Consider the following 18,585-nt stretch of genomic DNA (forward strand, 5'->3'; position numbering starts at 1 on the left):
TGGAAGATGACGGCACGCCACCCGGGACCGGGTGGCGTGATGCGCGTCGTCGTCAGGCGGCGGCCTGGCGGATGAGGTCGGCGACCGCGGCCGGCTGGGAGACGTAGACGGCGTGGCTGCCGATCGCCTCGACCACCTTCGCCCCGGCCCGCTCTGCCATGGCACGCTGCGCCGGCGGCGGGATCATGTGGTCCTCGGTGGCCACCAGGTACCAGGCGGGCTTGTGCCGCCAGGCAGGTTCGGTGACCGTACCGCCGAGTGCGTTCACGCCCCAGGGCACCTGGGAGTCGGCCATGAACGCCGCCACCTGGTCGGGCAGGTCGGCCGCGAAGGAGGCGGCGAACTTGTCACGGTCGAGGAAGAGGAAACCCTCCACGGGCGGCAGGATCGGCGGCACCGGTGCGCCGGGCGGCGGGTCGGCGATGAGGGTGTTGACCGATTCGCCCTTGTCGGCGGCGAACGCGGCGATGTACGCCAGCGAGGCGACGTTGGGGTGCGTTCCTGCCTCGCTGATGACGACCCCGCCGTAGGAGTGGCCGACGAGTACGGCCGGGCCGTCGAGCGAGTCCAGGACCCGGCGGGTCACGGCGGCGTCGTCCTCCAGCGACAGCGTCGGGTTCTGCACGATGTGGACGCGGAAGCCGTCCCTGGTGAGTTCGTCGTAGACGCCCTGCCAGCCGGATCCGTCCACGAAGCCACCGTGCACGAGCACGATGTTCTTGATGGTCATGGTCGCTCCTGACCTGGATGGACAGGCCCGACGCCTGTCCCTGTGAGCTCCATCCAAGTCGCGCCCGACGAGCCGGACCATGCAGAACAGGACGCAGAACTGGCTACTGCGTGTCAGGTCGGCTGCGGTTGGCCGCCTCACTGTCGCCGATGGCCTCGTACACCTCGGCGGCGCGCGCGTAGGCTCGCCGGCTCTCCTCGGTCTGTCCCTCCTCGGCCAGCAGGGCCGCGAGGTTCTCCAGGGCGAGAGCATGGAGATAGTCGGCCAGCTGGAGCCGGTCCATGAGAGTCACCGCCTCAGTGAGCGCGGTGACCGCTTCCGCTCGGCGGCCGAGCGCCCGCAGGCACATGCCGAGCCGGAACTTCGTGTGCGGCCGGGCGAGCTCCATGACGCTCGACGTCATGCCCGACTGGTCGTCATTCACCAGGGCCCAGAGGTCGAGGTACTGCGCCAGCGCCTGCTCGTGGCGACCCTGGTCGTAGAGGCAGTCACCGAGGCCGCTCAGGCACTGGCTGTAGGCGTCGAGGTCGCCGACGGCCTTGAACATCTGCGCCGACAGGGTGAACGACTCGACGGCCTCGTCGAGCCGTCGAAGCCGTCGAAGCGCGGCTCCCGCATGGCTGTGGGCCCATGCGATCTGTGCCGTGGCGCCGCTGCGGGTGGCCAGCTCCATCGCCTGGGCCGTGTACCGCAGCGTGGTCTCCGGGTCGGGGGGCGGCACCAGATGGACCCACGCCAGGTAGTTGAGCTGAGTTGCCTGCTGGACCTGGTCGCCCAGGGCCTCGGCGGCCTCGGCGCCGAGGGTGAAGACCTCCTCCAGGTGTGGCGCGTGCAGCCAGCGGACGGTGAACCAGTGCATCGACTCCGCGCAGTCCAGGACCGCGGCATGCCCGCCGCTGCTCGCCGCGTGCCGCAAGGCGCCCAGCCAGTTGTCCACGTTCACGCGGATCCAGCGGTCGGCCTCCTCCTGCGAGGACAGGTCGGTCTCAGGCCGGTCCGGACGACCGTATGCGGGTTCGAACCACCGTCCGGCGGTGGTGGCCATGCGCAGCAGCCACGACGTCATCGTCTCGGTGATCGCATCGCGCTCGGCTCCGGTGTCCTCCGCGTGCAGCCGGTCGCGGGCGAACAGCCGGACCAGGTCATGGAAGCGGTAGCGGCCCGACGCGCTGTCCTGCAGCAGGCCGAGGTCGACGAGCTCGTCCAAGGCGTCCCAGGCGTCCTCGATCGAGGTCCCTCCGAGGATTGCGGCGAGGCTGGCGTCGAAGTCCCTGCCGGGTACCAGGGCCAGGCGGCGGAAGACCCGGCGGGTGGAGGTCCCGAGCTGTTCGTAGGACATTCCGAACGCGGTGGCGACCTCGAGGTCACCGGCCTTGAGCTGGTTGAGGCGGCGCTCCTCGTCCGTCATCCGGGTGACGAGCTCGGCCGGATTCCATTCGGGGCGGCTGACCAGCCGGTTCCCGATGATCCGCAACGCGAGGGGCAGGCCGCCGCACAGCGCGGCGAGCTGGGCGAGCTCCGGCTCGGAAGCGGGACGATCGCCCAGAATCCCGTTCAGCAGCTCGGCGGCGTCGAGGACAGGCAACGGGCCCAGGCTCAGCCTGCGCACCCCCTCCAGCCCGGCCAGCGAGCGGCGACTGGTCACCAGAGCGCTGGTCGCGCCGCCGCCCGGCAGCAGCGGGCGGACCTGCTCCTCCGACGCGGCGTTGTCGAGCACGACCAGCACGCGCCTGTCGCGCAGCAGCGACCGGTAAAGGGAAGCACGCCCGGGGATGTCGTGCGGAATCTGCTGATCCGCCACGCCCAGCGCCCTGAGCAGCATGGCCAGGGCCTCCTCGATCGGCAAGGGTTGCGGCGACATGCCGAACAGGTCGAGGAAGAACACCCCGTCAGGGAAGCTCGGCCGCAGCACATGAGCGGCTCGTACGGCGAGCGTGCTCTTCCCCAGACCGGCAGGGCCGGAGATGAGCCCCACCCCGGCGCCCCGCAGGACCTCCTCCGTCCACGCCACCTCGGCGGCCCGGCCGGTGAAGTCCTCGACCGATCTGGGCAGCTCGCACAGCCCGGTCGGGCGAGCCCAGTGATCCTTCAGACGGCCCTCCCGCGCCAGCTCGACGAGCTGTTTACGGGCGTCCTCGTCCAGCGCGAGCGCGTCCGCCAGCGCGGTGACCGTTCGCTGCTGGGGTCCCTTACTGCGTCCGCGCTCCATGTCCGACAGCGTCCGGGCACTCACCCCGGAGGCCTCGGCGAGCTGCTCCAGAGTCAGGCGTGCGATATGCCGGTGGCGACGCAGCAACTCCGCGAAGCTGGGTGAGGCGGCGATGGCGCAACTCCTTCTCCGCTGGGGGAAACGGGTGAAATCCTAACCGTGGTCACCCCATCAGCCCTCGGGCGATCAGCTGGGTCAAGGTTTCGATGGCCTCGTCGTCGCCTCCCGGGCTCTCCGCGAGGCGGTGGTAGCACGAACCGACCGCCTTTCCCGCCTCCGCGGTGATATCGGTGATCTTGATTTCGGCGTAGCTCTTGCGCGTCAGGAGCCGCCGCGCGGCGTCCTTGAGCTCTGCCTCGGTGCGCTTGGACTTCACCAGATACCTCCCGTCACCGACGGCTGCTCCCGCTACGTCGTCGACGGTGCCAGCCACGGGGACATCGCCTTCCTCGGCCTGCCCTGGACCACCACGACCACGATGAACGTGATCACCGAGTTCCTCCACCGCCACCTGTACGGTCAGTCACGGTAGTGACGCGCGATCAGAAATCGGAGGGGAACGCTCACGATCCACCAGTACTCGGCCACGCTGGGCGAGATCAGCGTCAACGGCACCGAAGTGGCGAACACCGCCGCGATCGCCACGGACTGCCACATCGACTGCGCGATCCGGCCGCGGGAGATGTCCGGCTTGCGGAGCTCTGGTCGCCGAAGCAGGTGGATTGACAGGGTGAGGAACAACAGACCGCACACAGCGATCGTCCCGCCGTAGATCGATACGGCTACGGCGCTGTCGTTGTAACGGCTGAGGAGCTTGGTCGGGAACGGCAGGGCGGCGATCACCGCGAGCAGCGCCAGATCGATCTGGAGCGTCCAGCGGTCCAGCACCTCGACCATGCCGAGCACGCGGTGGTTGGAGATCCACAGCACGGCGATGACCACGAACAGGACAGACTCAGGTCCGCCAGGGCGACTTCTCATGCGCATGATCAGGGAGCGGCGATGAACATCACGGTGATCGGACGAGGACGGATCGGGAGCGGGCTGGGCCGCCTGTGGCAGAGCGCCGGACATCAGGTCACCGCACTCGGCCGCGAGGGCGGTCAGGCTGAGGAGAGCGACGTCGTCGTCATAGCGGTACCCGGGCAGGCCGTCGCCGATGCCCTGGCCCGGGTCAAGGGGCTTAACAGGCAGGTGACGATCGACGCCACGAACATCTACGTCCCGCGGACGAGCGCGCACCCGTCGTTGGCCCACGAGGTCAAGTCCATCATCGGGGGACCGACTGCCAAGTCGTTCTCCACCAATTTCGCCGCCCTTTACGATGACATCGCGAGGCAGCGAGTCAGGCCCAGCAACCTGTACGCCGCCGACCCCGGTGCCCGCGAGGTGACCGAGCAGTTGATCACAGACGCGGGCTTCGACCCGGTCTTCGCCGGGGACCTCGACCAGGCCGCCCGTCTGCTGGAGGACAGCTCCGCGCTGACACGGGCCATCGCCAGTCAGATCGGCCCCCACTTCTACCGGTACGGAACCGCAGGCGGCTTCTGAGCATGCGCGGCTGGGACCCGTTGTCATCGGCGCCCCGACTCGGCGTGCGCGTTGGGGTCTCCGCCGATGTAGAGACCTTCCTCCGCAGCCCTCAATGACTCAGTTCCGCTCGGGTCGCTGATCACGCATGGAATCTTTAGGTGATCTTGATGTCCTCTTGATGGGAAGCCGCCGGATCCGGATGCCTGTGAGGGCGAAGATCGCGCTGGTCAGCGCGGCGTGGTCGGCGGTTCAATAAGAACTCGATCTCTGTCACCTGGCGCCGGACGATCTTGATGGCAAATTGATGGCAGACGATCAAAAGGCCAGCCCCAAAATCTTGGGAACTGGCCTTCTACCTGGTCAAACTCTGTGGGGCTACCAGGACTTGAACCTGGGACCTCTTCCTTATCAGGGAAGCGCTCTAACCGTCTGAGCTATAGCCCCGCGCACACCGAACCGTATCGCATCCCCGTGGGGGACGCGAACCAGTAGTTCGAACGAGGAAAAGCTTACCCCGTCCGCGATGCTGCTCGCGCCGCGGACGGGGTGAAGCGGAACTACTCGGCTTCGCTGAAGGTGACCTCTACGCCGCCCACGAGGTCGGAGGCGATGTTGTAGATGACCGCCCCCAGCGTCGACAGGGCAGTGATGAGAACGACGTTCACAGCGCCGATGAGGGCCGTGTAGCCGAGGATGCGGACCGGCTCGAACCACGAGGCGATGTCGATCGGGATCGAGTTCTGCCCGTTCTCACCCTTGCCGAGCTGGTTGACCAGGTCCACCAGCGAGTCGAAGACGCCCAGGGCCGACAGCACGCCGTACAGGACGGCGACTGCCACGAAGAGCACCACGAAGCAGACCAGGGAGACCACGAAGCTGAACTTCATGGCCGACCACGGCTCGATGCGGCGCAGGACCAGGTGGGCCTTGCGGGGGAGCCTGGCTCCGGCGGTGCTGGAGCCCTTCTTCTTGGGCAGCTCGACCAACGGCGGCTGCTGCGGGGGAGCCTCGGACGTGAGCGAAGGCCGGATGTGAACCGTCTCGTTCGCCGTCTCCTCAGAAGACTCCTCGACCGCGTCGAACGTCTCGGTCTCGGTCGTCTTCTTGGGCTGCTGCCCGTTCTCGCGAGCCGCCTTGGTCTTGGCGCTGCTGCCACCCTGGGCGCTCATGTACTACTCTCCTCCCCCGTCTTCCTCACTCTCCACCGAAGTCTCCAACGACTCGGCGTTCCGGGCGAGGGCTACCACGCTGTCTCCGTCGGCGAGATTCATCAAACGCACTCCCATGGTCTGGCGGCCGGATTGCTTGATCTCGCCGGCACTCGTCCGGATCACCCCGCCTACCGACGTGATCGCGAAGACCTCGTCCTCCGGGTTGACCATGACGGCTCCGACCAGCTTGCCACGAGCGCTGACGATTTTCGCCGTTAGCACACCCCTACCGCCACGGCCTTGAACTGGATACTGCTCTACCGGGGTCCGTTTTGCGTACCCGCCTTCGGTGGCAATAAGCACATCTTGGCCATCGGCCATCCGATTCATGGCGAGAAGTTCGTCACCTTCAAGGAATCGCATCCCGATGACGCCCGAGGTGGCACGCCCCATGGGCCGCAGCGCGTCGTCGGAGGCAGTGAACCGGATCGACTGCGCCCCCTTGGAGACGAGCAGCAGGTCGTCCTCCTCGGACACCAGCCGTGCCCCGATGACCTCGTCGTCCTCGCGCAGGTTGATCGCGATCAGGCCGCCGGACCTGGGGGAGTCGTACTCCTCCAGGCGGGTCTTCTTCACCAGGCCGCTCCTGGTGGCCAGCACCAGGTAGGGAGCGACGCCGTAGTCACGTAGGTCCAGAACCTCCATGACTGTTTCGTCGGGCTGCATGGCCAGAAGGTTCGCCAGATGCATACCCCGGGCGTCACGCCCCGAGTCGGGCAGCTCGTAGGCCTTGACCCGGTAGACACGGCCCTTGTTGGTGAAGAACAGCAGCCAGTGGTGGGTTGTCGTGACGAAGAAGTGGTCGACGATGTCGTCCTGGCGCAGCTGCGCGCCCCTGACGCCCTTGCCGCCGCGCTTCTGCGCCCGGTACAGGTCGGTCTTGGTGCGCTTGGTATAGCCGCCGCGGGTGATCGTGACGACGATGTCTTCCTCGGCGATGAGGTCCTCGACCGACATGTCGCCGTCGTAGGCCACGATCTCGGTGCGCCGGTCGTCGCCGAAGCGGTTGACGACCTCGTCGAGCTCGTCGCTGACGATCTGCCGCTGGCGGCTCTCCGAGCCCAGGATGTCCTGGTAGTCGGCGATGGCCGCCATCAGCTGATCGTACTCGTCCTGGATGGCCTGCCGTTCCAGGGCTGCCAGCTTGCGCAGCTGCATGTCCAGGATGGCCTGCGCCTGGATCTCGTCGATCTCCAGCAGCGACATCAAGCCGACCTGCGCCTCGGACGCCGAGGGCGAGCGCCGGATCAGGGCGATGACCTCGTCGAGCCGGTCGAGCGCCTTGAGCAGCGCGCGCAGGATGTGGGCCCGCTCTTCGGCCTTGCGCAGCAGGTAGCGGGTCCTGCGGACGATGACCTCGATCTGGTGGGCCACGTAGTGCGTGATGAACTGGTCGAGCCGCAGCGTGCGCGGCACCCCGTCGACCAGGGCCAGCATGTTGGCGCCGAAGGTGTCCTGCAGCTGGGTGTGCTTGTACAGGTTGTTCAGCACGACCTTGGCCACGGCATCGCGCTTGAGCACGATGACCAGGCGCTGGCCGACGCGCGAGGACGACTCGTCGCGCACGTCCGCGATGCCGGTGATCCTGCCCTGCTTGACCAGCTCGGCGATCTTGAGGGCGAGGTTGTCGGGGTTGACCTGGTAGGGGAGTTCGGTGACGACGAGGGCGTGGCGGCCCTTGTTGTCCTCCTCCACCTCGACGACGGCCCGCATGGTGATCGAGCCGCGCCCGGTGCGGTAGGCGTCCTCGATGCCCCTGCGGCCCACGATGAGCGCGCCGGTGGGGAAGTCGGGACCCTTCACGCGGGCCATGGCGGCCTCGAGCAACTCCTCGTCGCTGGCCTCCGGGTTGGCAAGTGCCCACTTGACGGCCGCGGACACCTCACGCAGGTTGTGCGAGGGGATGTTGGTCGCCATGCCGACCGCGATGCCGCCCGAGCCGTTGACCAGCAGGTTCGGGAAGCGCGCCGGCAGGACCATCGGCTCCGACGAGCGCCCGTCGTAGTTGGGCTGGAAGTCGACGGTGTCCTTGTCGATGTCGCGCAGCATCTCCATGGCGATGGGCGCGAGCTTGCACTCGGTGTAGCGCATGGCCGCCGGCGCGTCGTTGCCCGGCGAGCCGAAGTTGCCCTGCCCGTCGACCAGCGGGTGCCGCATCGACCATGTCTGCGCCAGCCGTACCAGCGCGTCGTAGATCGAGGTGTCGCCGTGGGGGTGGTAGGAACCCATGACGTCACCGACGACGCGCGAGCACTTGAAGTAGCCGCGGTCGGGCCGGTAACCGCCGTCGTACATCGCGTACAGCACGCGGCGGTGCACGGGCTTGAGCCCGTCTCGCACGTCGGGCAGCGCGCGGGAGACGATGACCGACATGGCGTAGTCGAGGTAACTACGCTGCATCTCGGTCTGGAGGTCGACCGGCTCGATGCGGTCGGCGGGAGGCGGATTAGTGACTTCCGTCACAGTGAGGTTTCCTTTTCAGTACGGCGGGCGCTACACATCCAGGAAGCGGACGTCTCGTGCGTTGCGGATGATGAATGCCCGGCGGGCTTCGACGTCTTCACCCATCAGCACGCTGAACATCTCGTCGGCCTGGGCGGCGTCGTCGAGCGTGGCCTGGCGCAGCAGGCGGGTGGCCGGGTCCATCGTGGTCTCCCACAGCTGCTGGGCGTTCATCTCGCCCAGACCCTTGAACCGCTGGACGCCGTCGTGGGAACGCGGGTCGCGGCGGCCGTTGGCGATGCCCTCCTCGATGATCGCGTCACGTTCGCGGTCGGAGTAGGCGTAGGAGGCGTCGTCGCCGCGCCTGTCCCACTTGATCTTGTACAGCGGCGGCTGCGCCATGAACACGTGGCCACCCTCGATCAGCGGCCGCATGAACCTGAACAGCAGCGTCAGCAGCAGCGTGGTGATGTGCTGGCCGTCGACGTCGGCGTCGGCCATCAGGATCAGCTTGTTGTAGCGCAGCTTGCCGATGTCGAACTCGTCGTGCACGCCGGTGCCCATCGCGGTGATCAGCGACTGGACCTCGGTGTTCTGCAGGACCTTGTCGACGCGGGCCTTCTCGACGTTCAGGATCTTGCCGCGGATGGGCAGGATCGCCTGGAAGCGCGAGTCGCGACCACCCTTGGCGGAGCCGCCGGCCGAGTTTCCCTCGACGATGAACAGCTCGCACTTGGCGGGGTCGTTCCACTGGCAGTCGGCCAGCTTGCCGGGCAGGCCGCTGCCGGACTCCAGCAGCGACTTGCGCCGGGTCAGGTCGCGCGCCTGGCGGGCGGCGATACGCGCCCTGGCGGCCTGCAGCGACTTGTTGATGATGTCCTTGGCCTCGCCGGGGTTGCGCTCGAACCAGTCGCGCAGGTGGTCGTTGCAGGCCTTCTGCACGAACGACTTGGCCTCGGTGTTGCCCAGCTTGGTCTTGGTCTGGCCCTCGAACTGCGGGTCGGCCAGCTTGATCGACACGATCGCGGTCAGACCCTCGCGGACGTCCTCACCGGAGAGGTTGTCGTCCTTGCCCTCCTTGAGGAACTTCTGCTCGCGCGCGTAGCGGTTGACGATCGTCGTCAGCGCCGCGCGGAAGCCCTCCTCGTGGGTGCCGCCCTCGGCCGTGTTGATCGTGTTGGCGAAGGTGTAGACCGACTCGGAGTAGGAGTTGTTCCACTGCATGGCGATCTCGACGGAGATGCCCTCGCCGTGCTCCTCGAAGTCGATGATCGAGGTGTGGGCGGGCTCCTTCTTGGAGTTGAGGTGCTGGACGAAGTCGGCCAGGCCGCCCTCGTAGTAGTACTCGACTCTGACGGGCTCGCCGTTGACGTGGTCGGGCCGCTCGTCGGTGAGCGTGATCGTCAGGCCCTTGTTGAGGAAGCCCATCTCCTGGAAGCGGCGCGAGAGCGTCTCGAAGTTCCAGGTGGTGGTCTCGAAGATGTCGGGATCGGCCCAGAACGTGATCGTGGTGCCGGACTCGTCGGTCTCCTCGTCCTTCGACAGCGGCGCGACGGGCTTGGAGTGGTCGTAGCGCTGGCGCCAGACGTGGCCGTTCTGCTTGACCTCGACCTCCATGGCGGTCGACAGCGCGTTGACCACCGCGGAGCCGACGCCGTGCAGGCCGCCGGAGACGGCGTACGACTTGCCGTCGAACTTGCCGCCCGCGTGCAGCGTGGTCAGCACCAGCTCGACCGCCGAGATCTTTTCCACAGGGTGGATGCCGGTGGGGATACCGCGGCCGTTGTCGATGACGCGCACGCCGTTGTCGGCCATGAGCGTGATGTCGATATGGGTGGCGTAGCCGGCGAGGGCCTCGTCCACCGCGTTGTCCACGATCTCGTAGACCAGGTGGTGGAGACCGCGCTCGCCGGTCGAACCGATATACATACCCGGGCGCTTGCGAACCGCCTCAAGCCCCTCGAGTACGGTGATTGAGCTAGCGTCGTAGGACAAGTGCGAAATCCTCCTGCCGCGGACACGCGGCGGGGGAGGCGATACATGCTTGCTGCCCCTGCCGTGCCCGTCACCGTCGTGAGTGCCCCGATGCGTTGGTCACCCGGGGGATTCGGCAGCTTTGCGTGCCGGGGGTGACACGCAAGCGGACGTGTCCGGAATCCGGTTTCATTCTACCGGCTCTGAGCGCCCAAGGTGGCATTGAACGCGCCTGTAACGGCCTGTCGCCCGTTTTCCCCCCGGGCAAAGCATCCCCCCACGGGTTGGGGGGTCATCGCCTCTGCGGCAATCTGATCGGTTTTCTCAGCCGTACGTGTCCCCGGGGCCCCGACTTCCGGTCACGCGGAGGCCTCCGGTCGGGCGGGGCGCATTCTGGGGTCCTCTGACCTTGACCTTCGTCACGGTTCCGTCGCCGAGCTCCTCGTTGAGCCTGCGCACGAGCGTGCGGGCGAGCAGCCGCACCTGGGTGGCCCACGCGGTGGAGTCGGCCAGGACGAGCACCTCGCCGTCCTCGAAGGTCTCCGGCTTGGTGTGGGCGGCCAGGTCGGAGCCGACGATGTCGGCCCAGCGGCCGAACACGCCGCCGACGGCCGCCGACTGCTCCCAGCCTCGGTCGGCCAGCAGATCCATGATCGCCCGGCCGAACAGCTGGGGATCGCCGGCCTCCCGGCGCGGCCCGGCGGCCTTGCGCCGCGGCTCGCGCCGGGGGAGCTGGCCGCGCTTGGCCGCGTCGGCCTTGGCCTGGGCGAGCTTCTCCCTGGCCATGGCGGCGCCTCTGGCCGCCGGGTTGTCGTCAACGGACACGGCTCACGCCCCCCTCGGCGACGTCGAATCGGGCACCGACCAGCTCGGACGGGATGTCGTCGTCCACAGCCGCGGTGATGAGGACCTGCTCGGCGGGCGCGACGATCTCGGCCAGGCGGCGCCTGCGCTGGCTGTCGAGCTCGGCGAAGACGTCGTCAAGGATGAGCACGGGGTCGCCGCCGTCTGCGCGCAGTAGGTCGAAGGCGGCCAGGCGCAGCGCCAGCGCGAACGACCAGGATTCGCCGTGGCTGGCGTAGCCGCGCGCGGGCAGATCGCCCAGTCCCAGGATCAGGTCGTCGCGGTGCGGGCCGACGAGCGTCACGCCGCGTTCGAGCTCGGCCTGGCGCACCTCCAATAGCCGCTCTCGCAAGCGCTCTTCAAGGGTTTTCCCCAAGTCTGTGGATAACGTCTGTGCATCGGAAGATCCAGGTGTACCGGCGTCTTCGTCCTCCGCGTCGTCCCCGCCTGTGGACAACGTGCTGCGGTAGGCGAGTGTCGCGGGGGCGCTCGAGGGGGCCAGCGCGGCGTAGTTTCCGGCGACCAGCGGACGCAGTGCCTCGATCAGGTCCAGCCGGGCCTGAAGCAGTTCCGCGCCGTGCCTGGCGAGGTGGGCGTCCCACACCTCCAGCGTGCTGAGCACGTCGCCGGCGCCGGCCGCGGCGAAGGCGCTGTCGGCCTCCACCCTGCGGGTGCCGCGGCTGCCACGCCGCGCCTGCGCCGCCGTACGCAGCAGGGCGCCGCGCTGCTTGAGCACGCGGTCGTAGTCGGCCCTGACGCCGGCGAAGCGCGGGCTGCGCGCGACCAGCAGGTCGTCCATGAACCGGCGCCGCTCGGACGGGTCGCCCTTGACGAGGGCGAGGTCTTCAGGGGCGAACAGCACTGTACGCAACAGCCCGACGACGTCGCGCGGGCGGGACACGGGGGAGCGGTTGAGCCGGGCGCGGTTGGCCTTGCCGGGGTTGATCTCCAGCTCGATCAGCGCCCGCCGGTCGTCCTTGTGGATGGCGCAGCGCACGATCGCCCTGGCGGCGCCCTGGCGTACCAGCGGCGCGTCGTTGGCCACCCGGTGGCTGGAGTGCGTCGCCACGTAGCCGAGCGCCTCGACCAGGTTGGTCTTGCCCTGGCCGTTGGGTCCCACGAAGGCCGTGACGCCCGGCTCCAGGCCGAGCTCCACGGACGCGTAGGACCGGAAGTCGGTCAGGGAGAGGTGGGCGACGTACACCCTGAGAAGGGTAGTGGGCCTCAGCGCAGCTTGGGTGGCGTGACGTCGGCACCGGGCGAGTCCGCGCCCTTGGTCTCCTCGACGGCGTGGCCGCCGAACTGGTTGCGCAGCGCCGCCACCACCTTCATGGCCGGCGAGTCGTCCTGGCGGGAGGCGAAGCGGGCGTACAGCGCGGCGGTGATGACGGGCAGCGGGACCGCGTGGTCCACAGCCGCCTGCACCGTCCACCGGCCCTCGCCGGAGTCCTGTGCATAACCCTTCAGCCTCGACAGCTCCGGGTCGTCCTTGAGCGCCCGCACGAGCAGGTCGAGCAGCCAGGAGCGGATGACGGTGCCGGTGCGCCAACTGCTGAAGGAGCCGGTGACGTCCTTGACGATGTCGGAGGCCTCGAGCAGCTCCCAGCCCTCGGCGAAGGCCTGCATCATGCCGTACTCGATGCCGTTGTGGACCATCTTGGCGAAGTGGCCGGCGCCGACGTCACCGGCGTGCACGAAGCCGTCCTCGCCCTCGGGCTTGAGCGTCTCGAAGATCGGCATGACCTGCTGGATGTGCGCGTTGGTGCCACCGACCATCAGGGCATAGCCGTTCTGCAGACCCCAGACGCCGCCGCTCACGCCGCAGTCGACGAAACCGACGCCCTTGGGGGCCAGCTCGGCGGCGTGCTTCTGGTCATCCACATAGTGTGAATTTCCGCCGTCGACGACCATGTCGCCCTCGCTCAGCAGGTCACCGAGCGCGTCGATGGTGTCCTGGGTCGGCGCGCCGGCCGGGACCATCACCCAGACCACGCGCGGCGGCTCGAGCCGCTCCACGAGCTCCTTCAGGCTGCCGACGTCGCTCACCGACGGATCGCGGTCGTATCCGACCACGTCATGGCCACCGCGGCGCAGCCGCTCGGCCATGTTGCCGCCCATCCTGCCGAGCCCGATCATGCCAATCTGCATCTGCATCTCCCCCTATGGATCAATCATCCCCTACCCGCTCAGGGGATCCTGTCACGGGTCAGCTCGACAGACGGATGGGCATGATCAGGTAACGGTAGTCGGGAGCGCCGTCGTCGTCCACAGGCTTGCCACCGGTGAGGATGGCGGGCTTGGTCGAGGTGGTCATCTGCAGTCGCGCGACGTCGGAGTCGATCGCGCCCAGGCCCTCGAGCAGGAACTGGTGGTTGAAGGCGATGTTCATCTCGTCGCCCTCGTAATCCACAGGCAGCACCTCGACGGCCTGCGCCTCGTCGCCGCTTCCCGCCTCCAGGACGACCTCGCCGCTCTTGAAGGCCAGCCGTACGGGGGTGTTGCGCTCGGCGACCAGCGCGACGCGCTTGACGGCCTCCACGAACGGGCCTGTGGACAAGTCGGCGCGCGCGGAGAACTCGGTGGGCAGCAGCGAGCGGTACTTGGGGAATTCTGGGTCGAGCAGGCGGGTGGTGGTCCTGCGGCCCGCGCTGGAGAAGCCGATCATGCCCTCGCCCGTGCCGCCGGCGGAGCTGAGCGCGATCTCCACCTCGGCGCCGGTGGCGCCGAGCGCCTTGGCCGTGTCTGCCAGCGTCTTGCCCGGGATCATCGCGACGGTCGACAGGTCGGGCTGCCCAGGCTGCCACTTCAGCTCCCGTACGGCGAGCCGGTAGCGGTCCGTAGCGGCGAGGGTCACGGTGTCGCCCTCGATCTCCATGCGGACGCCGGTGAGCATCGGCAGCGTGTCGTCGCGGCCCGCGGCCACGGCGACCTGGCCCACCGCGGAGGCGAACACGTCACTGCCCACCCGTCCGGCCGCCGGCGGCATCGCCGGCAGGGAGGGGTAGTCCTCCACAGGCATGGTCAGCAGGGTGAAGCGGGCGCTGCCACACGTGACGACCGCCTTGGCGCCGTCGATCACGAAATCCACAGGCTGTGCGGGAAGCGCGCGGGTGATCTCGGCCAGCAGCTTGCCCGAGACCAGGACGACCCCCGGTTCGCCGGTCTGCGGCTCGAGCGTCACCTCGGCGGAGACCTCGTAGTCGAAGCCGGACAGCTTCAGCTGCCCTCCCTCGGTGACCTCCAGACGCATCCCCGCCAGAACAGGCACCGACGGGCGCGCCGGGAGGCTGCGGGCCGTCCATGCCACCGCCTCAGCGAGGACGTCTCGCTCGATTCGGAACATCACGGTCATCAGCCTCCTGTGTTCGTCGTTGACTCAAGTGTTCACTCTCCCGCACCTGAGTTCCGGGAGAACCCCTCTATGGGTCTTGAGTTTCTTAGTAAGAGAGATGTGTGGTCTTCACATTAGGGGCGGTGGATACTGTGGACAGCCATCGTTTTCGCTGGTCAGCGGCCGGATTTTCATCCACTACACATGTGGGTGACGCCTGGGGAGAACTGTGACGGCTGGGGATGACGATCCGATCCACACAGGCCGTCCCCAGATCTTGGGGTGTTCATCCACTGGCTATCCACCATGTTTCCACCGGTTGTCCACGGGGTAAAAGGGACAGCTGCGACCGCTCAGAAGAGTGTGCACAGGGCGTCCACAAGTCGTCCACGAGTAGTCCCCAGGTTCTCCCCAAGGTGTCCCCACCCTTATCCCCAGCCGCTGTGCAGGAGAATTTTGGACGAATGCCACCCGATGGCCCGCCGTCTCCGGCGTTTCCGCTGATCCACAGCGTTTTCCACAGGGTGTGCATGGAGCTCAGGATCCGCGAGAGTTCTGCTTGATGCGCATCGTCAGCTCGTTGACCTGGTTGTACATGGACCGGCGCTCCGCGATGAGCGAGCGGATCTTGCGCTCGGCGTGCATGACCGTGGTGTGGTCGCGGCCGCCGAACTGCTGACCGATCTTGGGCAGCGACAGGTCGGTGAGCTCGCGAGCCAGGTACATGGCGATCTGGCGGGCGTTCACCAGAGCGCGGCTGCGGGAGGTTCCGCACAGGTCGTCGATGCTGATGCCGAAGTACTCGGCTGTCATGTCCATGATCTTGGCGATCGTGATCTCGGGACCCGACTCGGAGGTGATCAGATCCTTCAGCACCACCTCGGCCAGCTGGAGATCCACACCCTGCCTGTTGAGGCTGGCGAAGGCGGTCACCCTGATCAGGGCACCCTCCAGCTCGCGGATGTTGGTGGAGATCCGGCTCGCGATGTATTCGAGTACTTCCGGTGGCGCGGCGAGCCCCTCCTGGATGGCCTTCTTCCTGAGGATCGCGATGCGGGTCTCCAGCTCGGGCGGCTGGACGTCGGTGATCAGACCCCACTCGAACCGGTTGCGCAGCCGGTCCTCCAGCGTGATCAGCTGCTTGGGCGCGCGGTCGCTGGAGATGACGATCTGCTTGTTGGCGTTGTGCAGGGTGTTGAAGGTGTGGAAGAACTCCTCCTGCGTCTGTTCCTTGCCCTCCAGGAACTGGATGTCGTCCACAAGCAGGATGTCGATCGCGCGATAGCGGCTGCGGAAACCGTCGGCCTTGTGGTCGCGGATGCTGTTGATGAAGTCGTTGGTGAACTCCTCCGAGCTCACGTACCTCACCCGCGCGCCGTCATAGAGAGACTGCGCGTAATGGCCGATCGCGTGCAGCAGGTGGGTTTTCCCCAGCCCTGAATCGCCGTAGATGAACAGCGGGTTGTACGCCTTGGCCGGCGACTCGGCCACCGCGACCGCGGCCGCGTGCGCGAAACGGTTGCTGGCCCCGATGACGAATGTCTCGAATGTGTACTTCTGGTTGAGTCTGGCCGGTTCGCTGGGCTTGTTGCTCTTCGCTTCCCAGCGATTCGGCTCGGGCTTGTCGACCTGCGGCTGTTCAAAACCGAACTGCGGCTGTGGATATTCAGTGGACATCTGCGGCGGCTCGGGCTGTGGGCTGTAGAACTGCGGAGGCTCCGAGGCCTGGTAGGGCGGGGATTGCGAGGGCTGTGCAAAACGCGGCTGCGGCTCTGGGGATTGGGGATAACTCTGAGTCACAGCCTGGGGATACGAGTCCGGCGCAGGCTGGTCGGGGGCCGTGGTGTCGATCATCACAGCCAGCCGCATGTTCCTGCCGAGCTCCTGCGACAGCGCATGCGCCACCAGCGGGCGCAGCTTGCCCTCGATCAGGTCCTTGAGGAAGTCGTTGGGGACGCCGAGCACGATCGTGTCGTCAGCCAGCGCGATCGGGCGCACCATGGCCAGCCATGTGCGCTGCTGGATGGGGACGCTGTCGTTGAGGAAGTTTCCCAGGGCTCGCGCCCAGACCGCGCCGAGGTCACCACCGTTCATGCTGTGGTTCCCCCTCCTTCCTCTCGCGGCCCCCCGCGATCGTTTATCCACACATGGCGGCTGCCCACTCGGGCTCCCAGGCTTTCCGTCCACAGCGCGGCGTCCGCGCGTGATCCCCAAGGTCTCCACAGGAGATCCACAAGCTGTGCACAGAGGTAGAGCGGGTCCAGAAGGGCCGACAGTATCGATGTGCACACCTGTGTTCAAGACGTTGTCCACAGCCTAGTGGCACCTTGATGCACATACTGTGGACGTGAGCCCGGCGGTGGAAAACTCACATGTGGAAACGTGGATAACCGTCTGCGCCGGATCCTTCAGTTTGACCTGGAGCATGCTCGACCCGTAACGTACGACGGTCGGCTTGTCACGCGACGGCTATTTCGCATGCCCAATGGGCCCGTGACAGGTCATTCCTGTGTTTAAGCGTCAAGCCTGGAGCCCACCCGTGAGCAAGCGTACTTTCCAGCCGAACAACCGCCGCCGCGCGAAGACCCACGGTTTCCGGCTGCGCATGCGCACTCGGGCCGGTCGTGCCATCCTGGCTGCTCGTCGCCGTAAGGGCCGCGAGAAGCTGTCGGCCTGATCGCCCCGAGCCGGATCCACCTCGTCCGCCCGCCGGTGAACCTCGCCGGCGGGCGATAGGCGTCTTCTGTGCTAGCACGACAGTCCCGCATGCGGCGCGGGGAAGACTTCGCGACCGCGGTCAAGCGCGGAAAGCGGGTCGGCCGGCCCACTTTGGTGGTGCATCTTCACGTTTGCGGGGAAGGGGCCCCATTGGTCGGCTTCGTGGTAGGCCGGGCCGTGGGCGGCGCCGTAGTGCGCAACAAGGTCAAGCGACGCCTCCGACACCTGATGCGAGACCGACTCCACCGGCTTCCGAGAGGTAGCCTGCTGGTGGTACGGGCCAATCCACAGGCCGCGTCTGCGCGACACGAGCAGCTTGCCGCCGAACTCGACGTCGCGCTGGATCGTTTACTTAGGCGGCGCGAGTCCTGATGGATGTGCAACAGATGACGGAGCAGCCGCAAGGGGTGCCGAGCCTACCCGCTCGGATCTTGATCATCCCGATTCGGTTCTATCGGGCCTTCATCAGCCCGATGCTCGGTCCACGCTGCCGCTTCTATCCATCGTGCAGTGCCTACGGACTCGAGGCGATAGCCGTACATGGCGCATTGCGCGGCACATGGCTGACTGTCCGGCGCATCGGGCGGTGCCACCCATTCCATCCCGGAGGTATAGACCCGGTGCCCCCACGCCCGGTTCGGTCCCACGAAACGCAAGGGAGCTAGCTCGGTGGAGCTGTCCTGGCTCAATTGGCTGTATACAGCCGTCGCCCAAGTCATCACCTGGATCCATACCGGCTACAGCACGGTCCTGGATCCGAACAGCGGGCTGACGTGGGCGCTGACCATCGTCACGCTGACCATCTGCATGAGGATCCTCATCTTCCCGCTGTTCCTCAAGCAGATGCGTTCATCGCGGAAGATGCAGGAGCTGGCGCCGAAGGTCCAGGAGATCCGCAAGCGCCACAAGAACGACAAGCAGCGCATGAACCAGGAGGTCATGGCGCTGTACCAGGGTGCGGGCGCCAACCCCCTGGGTGGCTGCCTCCCCGTCGTCGCGCAGTTCCCGATCTTCATCTCGATGTTCACCGTGCTCCGTGCGATCGCGGCGGACCAGGCGAAGTTCGGCATGTCCCAGGAGCTGGTCGACAGCGCCAAGCACGCCTCGATCTTCGGCGCCTACCTGCCCGAGACGTTCTGGGGCGCCACTGAGATCTCCCAGAAGATCGTCATCGGCCTCTTCGTCGCGGTCAGCTCGCTGACGACGTTCCTGACGGTCAGGCAGAGCGTCCAGCGTTCCATGGCGCAGATGCCCGACAACCCGATGGCGCAGCAGCAGAAGATCCTGATGTACATCTCTCCGCTGTTCGCCTTCTTCAGCCTGAACTTCCCTCTCGGTCTGATCATGTACTGGGTGACCACCAACCTATGGACGCTCGGTCAGCAGCACTGGTTCTACAGCCGGCACCCGATGCCGCAGTTCGACGCCAAGGGCAACGCCATTCCCGTCGAGCCCAAGCCCAGCCTCATCGCCAAGATCCACAAGAACACTCCCGAAGAGCCGGCACCTGAGGCCTCGCCGGAGCCTAAGATCATCAGGCAGCAGCCTCAGCGCCAGACGCGCAGCAAGCGCACGGGCAGCAAGAAGTCTTGAA

General features: G+C 67.0%; 17 protein-coding genes and 1 tRNA gene. 5 read left to right on the forward strand and 13 right to left on the reverse strand.

Annotated features, from left to right (window positions below; translation table 11 throughout):
- Positions 1-52 precede the first annotated feature (52 nt).
- The 4 genes from ACIBHX_RS49565 to ACIBHX_RS49580 form a co-directional block, all read right to left on the reverse strand.
- Complete coding sequence (locus ACIBHX_RS49565) at positions 53-730, reverse strand: alpha/beta fold hydrolase (RefSeq protein ID WP_397075667.1); 678 nt, start codon at positions 728-730, stop codon at positions 53-55.
- Between the two features lie 103 nt (positions 731-833).
- Positions 834-3,026 carry an ATP-binding protein gene (locus ACIBHX_RS49570; RefSeq protein WP_397075668.1) on the reverse strand — a complete coding sequence of 731 codons (2,193 nt, stop codon included), beginning with the start codon at positions 3,024-3,026 and terminating at the stop codon, positions 834-836.
- A 76-nt stretch (positions 3,027-3,102) separates the two neighbouring features.
- Positions 3,103-3,372, reverse strand: coding sequence for a hypothetical protein (locus tag ACIBHX_RS49575; protein ID WP_397075670.1), 270 nt, complete (start codon positions 3,370-3,372; stop codon positions 3,103-3,105).
- 86 nt (positions 3,373-3,458) lie between these two features.
- Entirely contained in the window at positions 3,459-3,920 is a 462-nt protein-coding gene (locus ACIBHX_RS49580; protein WP_397075672.1) for a hypothetical protein, read from the reverse strand.
- 21 nt (positions 3,921-3,941) lie between these two features.
- On the opposite strand from ACIBHX_RS49580, the gene ACIBHX_RS49585 reads away from it, so the two are divergent.
- The gene (locus ACIBHX_RS49585) at positions 3,942-4,490 is read left to right on the forward strand and encodes an NADPH-dependent F420 reductase (RefSeq protein ID WP_397075673.1); all 549 of its coding nucleotides are present in this window, start codon (positions 3,942-3,944) and stop codon (positions 4,488-4,490) included.
- A gap of 352 nt (positions 4,491-4,842) precedes the next feature.
- Here ACIBHX_RS49585 and ACIBHX_RS49590 read toward each other — a convergent pair.
- From ACIBHX_RS49590 to dnaA, 9 genes are all read right to left on the reverse strand, one after another.
- Positions 4,843-4,916, reverse strand: a tRNA-Ile gene (locus tag ACIBHX_RS49590).
- 113 nt (positions 4,917-5,029) lie between these two features.
- Positions 5,030-5,641 (reverse strand): DUF3566 domain-containing protein, encoded by a 612-nt coding sequence (locus tag ACIBHX_RS49595; RefSeq protein ID WP_397075675.1) that lies wholly within the window; start codon positions 5,639-5,641, stop codon positions 5,030-5,032.
- A 3-nt stretch (positions 5,642-5,644) separates the two neighbouring features.
- The gene (gene gyrA / locus ACIBHX_RS49600; RefSeq protein WP_397075677.1) at positions 5,645-8,146 is read right to left on the reverse strand and encodes a DNA gyrase subunit A; all 2,502 of its coding nucleotides are present in this window, start codon (positions 8,144-8,146) and stop codon (positions 5,645-5,647) included.
- 30 nt (positions 8,147-8,176) lie between these two features.
- The gene (gene gyrB, locus ACIBHX_RS49605; protein ID WP_397075679.1) at positions 8,177-10,120 is read right to left on the reverse strand and encodes a DNA topoisomerase (ATP-hydrolyzing) subunit B; all 1,944 of its coding nucleotides are present in this window, start codon (positions 10,118-10,120) and stop codon (positions 8,177-8,179) included.
- A gap of 303 nt (positions 10,121-10,423) precedes the next feature.
- The gene (locus ACIBHX_RS49610) at positions 10,424-10,924 is read right to left on the reverse strand and encodes a DUF721 domain-containing protein (protein ID WP_397075681.1); all 501 of its coding nucleotides are present in this window, start codon (positions 10,922-10,924) and stop codon (positions 10,424-10,426) included.
- Entirely contained in the window at positions 10,914-12,146 is a 1,233-nt protein-coding gene (gene recF, locus ACIBHX_RS49615; protein WP_397075683.1) for a DNA replication/repair protein RecF, read from the reverse strand. The genes ACIBHX_RS49610 and recF overlap by 11 nt, the downstream gene beginning before the upstream one ends.
- A gap of 20 nt (positions 12,147-12,166) precedes the next feature.
- A complete protein-coding gene (gnd, locus tag ACIBHX_RS49620) occupies positions 12,167-13,090 on the reverse strand; it encodes a phosphogluconate dehydrogenase (NAD(+)-dependent, decarboxylating) (RefSeq protein ID WP_397075684.1) in 924 nt (307 codons plus the stop codon).
- Between the two features lie 58 nt (positions 13,091-13,148).
- Entirely contained in the window at positions 13,149-14,288 is a 1,140-nt protein-coding gene (dnaN, locus tag ACIBHX_RS49625; protein ID WP_397075753.1) for a DNA polymerase III subunit beta, read from the reverse strand.
- Between the two features lie 522 nt (positions 14,289-14,810).
- Positions 14,811-16,367 (reverse strand): chromosomal replication initiator protein DnaA, encoded by a 1,557-nt coding sequence (dnaA, locus tag ACIBHX_RS49630; protein WP_397075686.1) that lies wholly within the window; start codon positions 16,365-16,367, stop codon positions 14,811-14,813.
- 445 nt (positions 16,368-16,812) lie between these two features.
- On the opposite strand from dnaA, the gene rpmH reads away from it, so the two are divergent.
- The 4 genes from rpmH to yidC all read left to right on the forward strand — a co-directional run bounded on the left by rpmH (position 16,813) and on the right by yidC (position 18,584).
- Positions 16,813-16,950, forward strand: coding sequence for a 50S ribosomal protein L34 (gene rpmH / locus ACIBHX_RS49635; RefSeq protein ID WP_043614899.1), 138 nt, complete (start codon positions 16,813-16,815; stop codon positions 16,948-16,950).
- A 68-nt stretch (positions 16,951-17,018) separates the two neighbouring features.
- On the forward strand, positions 17,019-17,363 hold the full coding sequence (gene rnpA / locus ACIBHX_RS49640) for a ribonuclease P protein component (protein WP_397075688.1): 345 nt from the start codon (positions 17,019-17,021) through the stop codon (positions 17,361-17,363).
- A 14-nt stretch (positions 17,364-17,377) separates the two neighbouring features.
- Positions 17,378-17,656: a membrane protein insertion efficiency factor YidD gene (gene yidD / locus ACIBHX_RS49645; protein WP_214319103.1), complete on the forward strand. Its 279-nt coding sequence runs from the start codon at positions 17,378-17,380 to the stop codon at positions 17,654-17,656.
- Between the two features lie 4 nt (positions 17,657-17,660).
- Positions 17,661-18,584 (forward strand): membrane protein insertase YidC, encoded by a 924-nt coding sequence (gene yidC / locus ACIBHX_RS49650; protein WP_397075689.1) that lies wholly within the window; start codon positions 17,661-17,663, stop codon positions 18,582-18,584.
- The last annotated feature ends 1 nt before the right edge of the window (position 18,585 follow it).

Origin of the sequence: Nonomuraea sp. NPDC050536 (genome assembly GCF_044457685.1) — a bacterium.
GTDB lineage: Bacteria > Actinomycetota > Actinomycetes > Streptosporangiales > Streptosporangiaceae > Nonomuraea.

Coding starts and splice junctions, on each gene's coding strand:
- ACIBHX_RS49565 (WP_397075667.1), bottom strand. CDS start 730: ATGACCATCAAGAACATCGTGCTCGTGCACGGTGGCTTCGTGGACGGA.
- ACIBHX_RS49580 (WP_397075672.1), bottom strand. CDS start 3,920: ATGAGAAGTCGCCCTGGCGGACCTGAGTCTGTCCTGTTCGTGGTCATC.
- ACIBHX_RS49585 (WP_397075673.1), top strand. CDS start 3,942: ATGAACATCACGGTGATCGGACGAGGACGGATCGGGAGCGGGCTGGGC.
- ACIBHX_RS49595 (WP_397075675.1), bottom strand. CDS start 5,641: ATGAGCGCCCAGGGTGGCAGCAGCGCCAAGACCAAGGCGGCTCGCGAG.
- gnd (WP_397075684.1), bottom strand. CDS start 13,090: ATGCAGATTGGCATGATCGGGCTCGGCAGGATGGGCGGCAACATGGCC.
- dnaA (WP_397075686.1), bottom strand. CDS start 16,367: ATGAACGGTGGTGACCTCGGCGCGGTCTGGGCGCGAGCCCTGGGAAAC.
- yidD (WP_214319103.1), top strand. CDS start 17,378: ATGACGGAGCAGCCGCAAGGGGTGCCGAGCCTACCCGCTCGGATCTTG.